This is a genomic window from Deltaproteobacteria bacterium, assembly GCA_019308995.1.
Classification (GTDB): Bacteria; Desulfobacterota; Desulfarculia; order Adiutricales; family JAFDHD01; genus JAFDHD01.
The window spans coordinates 1-11356 of sequence record JAFDHD010000144.1 but is presented as its reverse complement, the minus strand read 5'-3'; the positions used below and the strand labels follow the sequence as shown (position 1 = coordinate 11356).

Annotated in this window: 4 protein-coding genes; 2 read left to right on the top strand and 2 right to left on the bottom strand. The window is 41.7% G+C overall.

The features are described from left to right. Positions 1–273 precede the first annotated feature (273 nt). Positions 274–3531 carry an Eco57I restriction-modification methylase domain-containing protein gene (locus JRI95_15640; GenBank protein ID MBW2062974.1) on the bottom strand — a complete coding sequence of 1086 codons (3258 nt, stop codon included), beginning with the start codon at positions 3529–3531 and terminating at the stop codon, positions 274–276. Between the two features lie 2 nt (positions 3532–3533). Further along, positions 3534–6686 carry a helicase gene (locus tag JRI95_15635; protein ID MBW2062973.1) on the bottom strand — a complete coding sequence of 1051 codons (3153 nt, stop codon included), beginning with the start codon at positions 6684–6686 and terminating at the stop codon, positions 3534–3536. Between the two features lie 964 nt (positions 6687–7650). Here JRI95_15635 and JRI95_15630 point away from each other — a divergent pair. Together JRI95_15630 and JRI95_15625 are read left to right on the top strand one after the other, a co-directional pair. Next, positions 7651–9786: a PAS domain S-box protein gene (locus tag JRI95_15630; GenBank protein ID MBW2062972.1), complete on the top strand. Its 2136-nt coding sequence runs from the start codon at positions 7651–7653 to the stop codon at positions 9784–9786. A gap of 8 nt (positions 9787–9794) precedes the next feature. Next, positions 9795–11201, top strand: coding sequence for a sigma-54-dependent Fis family transcriptional regulator (locus JRI95_15625; GenBank protein MBW2062971.1), 1407 nt, complete (start codon positions 9795–9797; stop codon positions 11199–11201). Positions 11202–11356: the final 155 nt, after the last annotated feature.

Here is an 11356-nt window from a genome sequence, read left to right as displayed (position 1 = left end):
CAATCCCGGGCCACGCACACGACCCACCTTAGTTTTTGATTACTTATCGTAATCTTGACTTCTAGGGCATGGGAAGAATTTATGATTAGTAGTTGAATGCTTGAAAGTCTGGTCAATTAAATATCATAACAGAAATATCTAATTTTACCACCCAAGCATAATTGACAAAATGTAGGGTGTGCTCTGCGCACCATTTATTAAGGATTGGATTCAACACGGTGCGCAGAGCGCACCCTAGATGACTGCGCAAAACTGTCCCGTGTTTTTATCTGCTCAATCAGTGTTTTCACCTTTGCCTTCTACGATTTTTATTTCTTCCAGGGTGAGGTCATAGAGTTTGTAGACGAGCTGGTCGATTTCGGCTTCAAAGGCTTTTACTTTGGCCTGTTTTTGTTGGTTTTGAAGATAGTCATCGCTCTGGGTGATAGAAATAATGTGCTCAACGATCTTAATTATACATTGCTGCTCTGTGTCAGAAGTTTCTTTTACCGGTAACTTTCTTAAAAGATCGATTTTAATCTGTGCGAACACTTTTCCTTCCTCGGCGGTAGTACTTCTATAATACCAAGTCATTAATGTACTATTCAGAAGAGCCAATACATAAAGTGGATTATATTTGCTATTGGTTATGGTTGTACCATGAAGCGTATTTGAATAGTAAAAATAATCTGTATCGTAGGCAGCAATAATTTCATCAGCCGTCTGGCGTGTAAGTATTTTATTTCTTTCAAAGATTACCGGTGTTCTCATCCAAAGACCATGCCTAACACCTGGTCCTCTACGTTTTACTTCCAAGCGCATTATTTCATTCGGTTTATAATTAACCCATTTATTTCTAAATCTAATTGAATACCTATTTATATCTTCCCCGAATAATAATGGCTTGGAATCTTTATCTAACGGCATGTCTAAAAAAAGCTTATCAGATACTTTGCCTTGAATAATTCCATCTTTTGTTTCGCTTATGCTTTCAAGAGATAATGAATTGCTTTTAATCTTGTTAATTAGATTGGTAATCTTTGGGTCGTACGATAGGTCAAATTGATTACTTGGAGAGTTAAAAAAATACGTAATTGGTATTTCAAACGCAGAAATATTCTTAATATTCTCAATATCAACGTTATTTTTAACGCTAATATTATTTTTCTGACTACGATTGTTACAATAAAAAATAATGATATTATCAACCACTGCTTGGAAAACACCTTTAATAAAGGAATCAATTTCCAATATAGTTTGTTCCTGTAATAACCATTTTCTCAATTTATCACATTGAGTATTAAGAAGTAATCTATCTGGAACAATATAGGTGGAAAAACCGGAAGGTCTTAAAATATTACTGGATATTTCTAAGAAAAAATAGAATAGGTTAAAACGCCCAACGGCAGATTTGAATTTTTTAACGAATACTTTTCTATCATCCCACGGAATCTGTTTTATCTGTACATAAGGCGGATTGGCAAGCACCACATCGAATCCGCTTTTGTGATGAAACACCTCTGAAAAATAAACCTCAAAATCAAATTCCGTATGTCCGTTGGTAATCTCACGAATTAGTTCATCAATCTGCTTCTTATATTTTTGTTTTTTAGTGGGATTGGTTTCGTTGAAAAACAACGGTTTTAGTTTTTCCAATTCTGAAAACAGATGTGCATTAAAAAGGTCTTTCTTCACGCCTAGCAGGGAATTCCCGCAAACCACCTTATAATCAAGGTTCGGCAATGGCTTGATATTTTTTATATCATCCTCATCCACTACCAGCGAAAGCCACAGCCGCAGTTTAGCTATTTCCACTGCTCCCGGGTCAATATCCACGCCGTAAAGGGAGTGTTCAATACAGCGGCGTTTAAATTCATAAGAAGCGCGGTTTTTGTCTTTAACAAACATTGACAGCACATTTCGCGCCCTTACAATTTCACTCATCATGCCCACCGGAAAGGCACCGGAACCCACTGCCGGGTCGCAGACGTTGATGTCCGCCAGTTTCTCGTCAATCAATGCGGCGTTGTTGCGTATACTTTCGGGTAGTTGTAATTTGTACCTGGAGGTTTTCTGTTTCCCTTCTATTATGTTTTGTTCTTTTATCAGTGCTGCTATTTCGTTTTCGCTCGCCTGCTCGCCGGTATGGATCAGGCTTTCGATATCTTCCTTGCTTGCCTTTCCTTCAAGTTCGGTTGCCAGATAGTTGATCAAACTCTGCTGGCACATGTAATGGACAATTTCACGAGGGGTGTAATAGACACCAAACTTTTTGTTAAATTTGTTTTCCTCACCGGTCTTGCCGCTCTTTAATGCCTTGCTAAATTCATTATAATTATCCGGGCGAATGGCATTAAATTTTTCATAGGCTTTACCCAATAGCTCCGGGTCAATGGCCACTTCCCTTTCCAGCGGCTCGTCTTCCTTTACCGTAAAGTTGTAGCGGTCGAAGATATCGAGGATGCCATCGCCGGTATCGCCTTCTTTGGTCTTTTTGGTATTGGAAAAGAGCCTGTCAGGGATAATTATATCGGTATGCACCCAGTCGTAGTTGCCGATAGGATCAAAAAGTCCTCCGTTTAAGAAGGGTATTTTGCAGTTGAACCGGCTGTAATAATAGTCTTCATGTTCTCTTTCCTGACCAGTTCGTAAAGCTTCATAGAAAAGCGGCTCCAAAATATCGTTGAAGAAATTTTTATAATCCCCGTGTTTTTTATCAAAGAGTTCACGTAAAAAGTTTTTTGAGCCGGTACCCCAGTCATCGTCACGGCCCACACCGAACCAGCCCTTTTTCTGGAGAAAATAAAGAAAGATGATCTGTCCCAGTAGTTTTTTGGCAAAGTTTACAGTATCAACGCCCTTGGATTCAAAATCAGCCTCGACTTTCGGATCTTTTTTGATAACCCTGTCCAGTTCTTCTTTGGTGCGCATGAAAAGTTCACGGTATTTGAGGAAAAATTCTTTGGTGACGGTCTCAATATCAAAGCGGTTTTCGATCTCTTCCAGGGTTGGGGCTTTTTCATCATTTGCCAGAATATCAACCAGACGGCTCTGGGCGGTGTGGCTTTTTTCATTCTCACCTACCAGGAACGACCAGCGCCGGGCAGGAGTGAATTCTTCCCTCACCTTCATCCTGCCGGTTTTGGTTTTTTCAAATTTGTAATCCATCTTGACCAGTGAAAAGCGCCAGTCCTCTTCAACGGGAGAGACAAAGGCCGCCAATGCCGCGTCTTTCATTTCACCGCCCCGGCTGCCGTTTAAGTACCAGGCGATAAAATTGCGCTGCATGGTGCGGGCGCGTTCAAGAGACGTCTCTTTCTGTAAGGTTATAACAAGGATATCAATGCTATTTTCCCCGTCACTGAATTTACCGATACGTTCCAGTGTCTTGATGTATTGTTTATAGGCATCGGGGATATAATTCCCCTGGTAAGTAAAGGGAGCGTCATCTATCCTGTTAAGAAGGTTTTTGATAAATCCGGTAAAACCGCTTTTATCAAAAGAACTTTCAAAGGTTTCTCTGATAATATTTTGTGCTTGCTGTTTATCCATATTTATTCACCTGATAGATATAACGAGAGTATGACTTCACGTTTACCGAATACTGCCGGGTTCTGTTCGGCATAATGGCTTTTCAGCAGCCTTTCGGGTATATGGGTTTGGAGCACTGCCAGCACCTTGAAAGGATTTACCAGTTCATTTTTAAGCGCATTCAGGGCTTTTAATGTATTTTTTGCCGTCTGCTTGGGCAGTCCGCCTTCTTCAAGCTGGATTAATACCTTTTTAAGATAAAACTCCTGGTCCTCGGTGAGTTTCTGCGTGTTTTTCATGGTCGCTTTTAGGATTCTCAGAATATTGGTGGCGCTGTCGTGTCCTTTTCTTTTTTGAGGTTCAGACATTTCTTCGGTGGTAGCGATAATAAAGGCTTCCTTGTTTTTGTCCAGGAGGTCATAAATCTCTCCGGGGAGCTTCTTCCTTTTTTCATCAGGCTGGCTTTCAAGCAGTTTTGCCGCTGATATAAAATCAAGTTCTTTCGCTACTTTCTTATCCTGCGCCCTGAAAAACTTCTGCAGTTTCCCGCGCCTGAAGTAAGTTATAAGCGATTGTGAAAAATCACCATTAAGCTTTGCAGTGCGTGCTTTTTTGGGCAGGCGTTTTATTTTCTCAAAAAGGTCTGATTCCTTTTCCCGGATATCCCGAATAACCTGAAGATACTTAAGATCGCTATCCTCCGCCTCATCCTCGCCTTCCAGCGCTTTTATTGAGGTCAACCGGTCAAACAGCTCATGTGAGCCGACTGGCTCCCCTTCGGTCAAAAGCTCGGCATCGCCGCCAAGCAGGGTTAAAAAGGCATTGATTTTCGCTTCTGCCGCTTCTTTCAGTTTTATCTGGTCATTGGATTGTTTAGTAGGGAAAAAATTGAAGGTATGGATAACGCCAAAGGGTGTATCAACCCTGTTAATACGGCCCACTCTCACCACATTGGCGCGATGCAGGTTCACGCCTTCTGCCAGGACTTCAGTGGAGACAAGTATTCGATAATCTTCTTTGGGGTGCCGGGCTCGGGCGTCAAAATTTTCAAGCACTTTATCGCGGACAGACTCGCCTGAATCACCTGTAAACAAAAGCACCTTGTCAGGATATTTTTCATTTATGTTTTTAAAAAGATAATTGGCTGTTTCCTTTGATTCCGTAAAAATAATGAGATGATTGTTTTTTAAAACTGCATTTTTTGACAGTTCGTTTATGAATTTTAGGAGCTTCGGGTCACGGTTTACTTTCTGCCACAGCTTTTTGACTTCCATAAGGACGTCAAGATCATGCTGCAAATCTATTCTGAGTTCTTTTCTGAAATCTTGGCTTTCGTATTTTCCCGCCTTGCCTTTATCTATTAATCGCTGGACTGCCTCATCATCATCGTTTTCAAGCAGTTCAAATATCTTGTTGGTGTGTTTTTTACTCACATAGACATTACCGTTCTCCAGTTCTTTTATGAACATTTCATAGGAATGCATGAATCTGTCCACGGAATTTCTAAAGGCAAAGAAACTGCTTTCCAGCCGTTTGACAAGCAGGATTTTCATAAACCGGCCCATGTTTTTCTGGGACTGCTCTTCAAGCTGGTCAATTTTGCCTTCATAATAAAGCATGGGCATGTAACGTGCGTATTTGAATTTATTAACAATCAGATTGATGGTTTTATTAAAAATACCGTCTTCTTCGTCATTGAGTTCGTAGAATAGCGGCTCAGGTTTTTTAACATCCGGAAATTTAAGACCTTGTTCTTTTATGTCTTTACTGAAATATTTTTCAATTTCCGTCCTGGTGCGGCGCACCATTAAATATTTAAGAACTTTATCGCGTATTTCTCGTGAGTTTGCTCTTACAGTATTTATGTATTTGGTATAGTCTTTCTTTCTGTCCAGATTTTTAAGTTTTTTATCCAGACCGTTAAAGAATGCTTCCAGGTTAGGCAGATTGGGAATGGTGCTTTTTTTGGCTTTCTGAAACAGCTTAAGAAGGCTTAGAATATCTTGTGGGGTGTTATTGTAAGGTGTTGCCGTTACCAGGATAACTCTTTTTCCGCGGCATATTTCCGCCAGTTTCTCATAGGTAATTGTTGTTTCGGTTCGAAAGCGGTGTGCCTCATCTATGATAATATTTGTATATTTGTCTGTTCCTATGGCCAACAGGTCGTCCAGTTTACCAAGAGATTCAAAACGGGTTTGTCTGATCCCAAAGTCCTCAAAAACATTTGGCCAGGAGCCGGGATTGGATTTTTCCAAAAGCACCGGCGGGGCGATAACAAGTGTTCTGCCATCCAGTTGACCTGCCAGCATTGCTGAAATGTATGTTTTTCCCAGACCCACAACGTCGGAGATAAAAACGCCGCCGTATTCCAGAAGTATCTTTTTCGCGTTTAAAACCGCCTGCTCCTGATATTCAAGCTTTTTAAACTCCTGCGGGAGATACTTAATAAACACTTCATCTGTCTGGCTGAGTTCATCCTTGAAATATTCGTATAGAAATTTCAGGTATAACTGGTAGGGGGAGATATTTTGACTCAACCAGGTCTTACCCTGAATGGTCTGAACATACTTTTCGCTGACATCTACAGCGTTACTCCATAATTCCTCAAATTTATTTTTAGCAAAATCATAGTCACTTCTGTTTTTCAGTTCCACGTTGAATTCAAGATTGTCAACCAGCCCGGCCTGTGTAAAATTGCTAGAGCCTGTAATAACGCGTCCTTCATCCCGATCAGCTTCCGTAAATGTCATAATATAAAGTTTGGCGTGTATATTCTGTGACGGATAAGCCTTTATTTCCAGTTTGTCGCTTCTAACCCATTCTATAAATTTATTTACGCCTTCTTCAACTTTTCTATTGTCTTCAGAATCCTCCATTTCTTTTTGAACAAGATTTTCAACTTCCTGCTTGGTTTCGGCGTGTGAGAAATCAATTTGTTGCTGTTTGAATTTTTGGGCGTTTTCCAGTAATTCAAAAGTTTGTTTGCTTGTGCTGATTCCAATAAGAATTCTTATCTTTTCTGTGTTTTCCAGTGACTGGTAGATAGCGTGAAACCCGCTGGAATAGAAATAGCCCACAAGACAGTCAAAGAATGAAGTGTCTTTAATAAGGACTTCAAACCGCTCCTTAAGACTTTGATTTTCTTCGTTTGTAATAAATGATTGATCAGTATTCATATTAATCCCTTTTTAACACCTTTAAGTAATATTCATGGTTAACACCGTTGAACTTCATCAATTAGTTGTTTGATGTTAAAAACGGTCACATTTCGACCGGAGAAGTCAAAACGTAGTGCCAGGAATGGGTTGAATAGTAACCAAGTGATTTGCTTGCCATAATCGCTACCAACACCTACCTTGAATTATTCATAATTTCGTTTGTTAACATTAAAAAATGGCAAATTCAAGATTTCCCAAATTAATCATCACTTTAGGGGTCTTGCTTCTGGCCAACTATCCTTTTAAAGAATCTTATTGGGATTTTTGCTGATTACATTGAAGGTTACATAATAAAAAATGAAATATCAAGTGATTTTAGGTTGCACACAAAACTTCGCTCTTGGTATTGTGAGGAGTAATAAGGGTTGTTTTATCACCTCAAAACTTACCCCCTTCGCATCCTTTATATCTTCCCTAACTTATCTATTCATCGTAACTATTTTTATTTATAGATAATCTGGATTGATTTTTAGTTTCTAAATTTTTCTAAAAAACATCTCTAAATTCTTCTAAATTCAGCAACCCGGTCATGTATCAATAAATAGTTACACAGACAACTCATTGAAATTAAAGAAATTATTTAAGACGTCTCGATGGCATGTTTTATGCTCATAAAAAGACAGCAGGGAAGTAGCATGGTTATTTAATACTTGTTTTTCATATACTTAGCCTTAAATGCTGCCTTTAAAGCTGCCGAGGCTGGTTCACGATATGGATCAACGGGCTTCACAAAACCAATTCCCATGTTCGGAAGCTGTTTTGAAACAACCTCGTCTTGGCGTCCATCTATCTAATGACCCGGCCTTTTCAGGCAAAAATACTAGTCAGACAACCCCGCTGGGGACAAAAATTATGTGGTGTTTTTTTTGTGACATTGAAAAATTTCTGACTGAATCGAGATGTGTCTTAGGGCTATTTCAGGATGAATAAAGAAAAACGCTCAGGAATAGAAAAGAATATAATCTTGATCGTATCCGTAACGGTCCTTTTTTTCATGGCCGCAGGCGCTATGTTGGGTCTGCGTTCTGCCAAGGAAATGAGGAAAATAGTAGGGAATCAGTTTAATGAAGAACAGCTGGTTATTGCTCGCAATGTTGCAAACTTGATTGAAAGAGAGCTGAACTATATAAAGAAAGAGATCTATTTATTGAGTCAGGACATTTCCGCTGGACCTTTTGACCCGGAGGCACAGTCTGGCAGTATTAAAAAGAGTTTTTCCCGCGTCCTGGAGAGTGGGGTCAAGAAAGCTGAAATAGTTGATCTGACAGGCCGAAAGGCCTATGTCTATACGCCTTTTTCACGCTGGTCCGTAAAAGAACTGCTCGATACAAGGCCTTATGAGCTACCCACTGTTCAAGCGCCCGATGATAAGCGCGTCTGGATTTCTCGGCCGCAGATCAAGGCTTCCGGAATAAACCTTATCTTGGCCTTGTCTCTTGCAGGAGACCCCTCGAAACTGCTTCGATTTCATGTCAATATCTCCTGGCTCTTGACTCCGGTTTTAAAAAATATCCGTTCAGGAAAAACAGGCTATGCCTGGATCATTGATGAAAGCGGAACCTTCCTTTTTCATCCGGATACCACTTTTATCGGGAGAAGCGCGTTCAAGGCTCGAAAAGAGAAACTCCCTGGCATTCCTTATGGCAAAATTAATTTTATTCAAAGAGAAAAAATGCTCAAAGGAGAGCAGGGGTTGGGCGCGTATTACTCCGGTTGGCATCGCGGAATTACTGGAAAGATACAAAAACTGATCGCCTACTGTCCCATCGTTATCTCCGACGATTTTCCTCAAAAATGGTCGGTGGCCGTCGTGGCCCCCATTTCCGAAATAGAAGAAGCCGTAAAAAAAATGTCTATGTGGCAATTCCTATTACAGGGGCTGGTTATTATTGTCGTTGTACTAGCCGCCTTGGCTGTTCTGTTTTTTGAAATGAGATGGTCTCGACGCCTGGAAGAAAAGGTCGAGCAGAGAACAGAGGAACTCAAAAGATCGGAGGAGAAATATCGTTCCCTGGTGGAAAGTGCCGAGGACCTTATTTTTACAGTCAACTCTGACAATAATTTTCTATCCATGAACAGTTTTACAGCTAATTTTTTCGGAGGCCGCCCCGAAGAATTGATTGGTAAAAATGTTTCCACTTTACTCCCTGAAGAGAGAGCTGAAAAACAGCTGGAAACCGTCAGAATGGTCTATCAAACCGGGAAGAGCATACGGGATGAATTCAGATTAGAAATCGGAGAGTACCAAACCTGGCTCAACGTAAATTTCATGCCCTTGAGAGATGAAGATGGCAAGGTTAGTCAAGTCCTGTGTATCGCCAGAGATATTACGGAATATAAAAATTTAGAAAGACATCTGGTCAATGCGGAAAAATTGGCTTCCCTCGGGACCCTGGCGGCAGGGGTGGCGCATGAAATCAATAACCCTTTAGGGGTTATCCTGGGTTTCTGCGATCTTTTAATACGAAAAACACCTGAGGGTACTCAGGTAGCTGAAGACCTGAAAACTATAGAAAGGCAGGGTCTCCATTGCAAACAGGTTGTGGAAAATCTATTGAGTTTTGCCCGTGTTGAAGAGGGGAGCACCCAACATTCGAGCCTGAACCACTGCCTTGAGGAAATAATCAAGGTCGTGAAACACAACCTGGAGATGAACGATATTGAACTTATTACGGACTTCGCCGAAAACATCCCCCTGGTTCAAGGGGACTCCCGGCAGGTTCAGCAGGTTTTTTTGAACTTGATCAACAATGCCGTTGCCTCTATGGAAAATGGGGGGACCTTAATCATTCGCACATATCTGGAAAGAGGCAGCCGAAAGGCCGTTGCTTCTTTTCAGGATAACGGTCTAGGCATTAGTGAGGAAGATATGGACCATATCTTTGAACCGTTTTTTACCACCAAATCCGAAGGGGAAGGAACCGGTATGGGCTTGTTCGTGAGTTACGGCATTATTACCAAATACGGAGGTTCCATAGACTGCACAAGCCATACCGCCGATGCCCCGGGCAAATCAAGCGGAACAGTCTTTATCGTTAAACTGCCCACCAGAACATAGGAGTGATAATGATCGGCAAGATATTGATCGTAGACGATGAAGCGGATATGTTAAATCTCCTTCAGAGGATTATTTCTGAGGAAACGGATCATGAATTGGTCACCGAGACTCACCCCTTCAAGGCCCTCGAAATATTCAAGAGCCGTTCGTTTAACCTGGTCATAACCGATTTAAAGATGCCTAAAATGGACGGCATTAAACTCCTTGAGCAGGCCAAGGAAATCAGGCCAAAGGTACCCGTCATTATCCTTACCGCTTACGCTACCATTGAAACTGCGGTGGAAGCAATCCAAAAAGGCGCGTATGATTACATAACCAAACCCTTCCGCAGGGAACGGATTCTTCTGACCATAGATAAGGCCATGCAGTGGCAGGAAATGCTCAGAGAAAACCTGGCCCTCCGTCAGGCCCTGTCCGAAAAGAACAGTTTTTCATCTACAGTGGGATCAACCGCGATTATGAAGGAGATATTTGAACGTATCAAACAGGCTGCTCCCACTACAGGCACGGTCTTGATCACCGGGGCCAGCGGTACCGGAAAGGAGCTGGTGGCCAGGGCCATTCATCAGAATAGCTCCAGGAGTTCAAAAAAGTTAATCACCATAAACTGTACTGCCATCCCGGAGAACGTCCTGGAAAGCGAGCTTTTTGGTCATGTAAAAGGGGCCTTTACCGGTGCCTGGAAAGATAAAAAAGGACTGGTAGAAGAAGCCCACGGCGGAACCCTCTTTTTAGATGAGATCGGCGACCTGAGCCCGGTCATGCAAACCAAACTCCTGCGGCTTCTTCAGGAAGGCGAATATAAACCGGTCGGGGGTCTGGTTACCAAAAAGGCGGACCTGCGATTCATTGCGGCCACAAGTCATGATCTGAAAGCCGCTATTGAAGAAAAACGTTTCAGGGAAGAGCTTTACTACCGCCTGAACGTAATTCGCATTAAATTGCCTCCGCTCAAAGAGAGAAGGGAAGACATTCCCCTTTTGAGTTACCATTTCTTGAAAAAATACACCCGGCTCAACCAGAAAGATATCCAAGGCATATCACCCCAGGCCATGCAGGTCCTCCTGTCACAGGAATATCCAGGCAACATCAGAGAACTGGAAAATATCATCGAACGCGGAGTTATCTTTTGCACGACAGACACGCTGAAAGTCAAGGATCTATTTTTGGACCTTGAACAAGAGTCCTACTTCCCTGACCTGAATCAGGATATATCCCGGCTGCCTTTCAAAGAGGCCAAAGACAAGATGATCCAGATGTTTCACGACCAGTACCTACGCTCGCTTCTTAAGGACAACAAGGGAAATATAAGCAAGGCGGCTGAAAGGGCCGGGATTCAAAGGCAATATCTTCACAGGCTCATCAATGAAACTGGAATAAAGGTCGAGGATTTCAAACTCGAAATTGAACTGTAACATCTACAACCCTGGCTGACATTACCAATTATGATTTTAAGGGATGTTCCGTAAGAAGGCCATAAGGCTGTCAGGTTGTAAGTATTTGTAAATAGAGCTATTTTCTTCTCGATTGAAGTTTTCGTTTAGTGTCTACCTTTCCTTTTCTCCTGGGT

Bases quoted from the DNA above. Each gene is read 5' to 3' on its own strand.
- JRI95_15635 (MBW2062973.1), bottom strand. From the start codon at position 6,686: ATGAATACTGATCAATCATTTATTACAAACGAAGAAAATCAAAGTCTT.
- JRI95_15640 (MBW2062974.1), bottom strand. From the start codon at position 3,531: ATGGATAAACAGCAAGCACAAAATATTATCAGAGAAACCTTTGAAAGT.
- JRI95_15630 (MBW2062972.1), top strand. From the start codon at position 7,651: ATGAATAAAGAAAAACGCTCAGGAATAGAAAAGAATATAATCTTGATC.
- JRI95_15625 (MBW2062971.1), top strand. From the start codon at position 9,795: ATGATCGGCAAGATATTGATCGTAGACGATGAAGCGGATATGTTAAAT.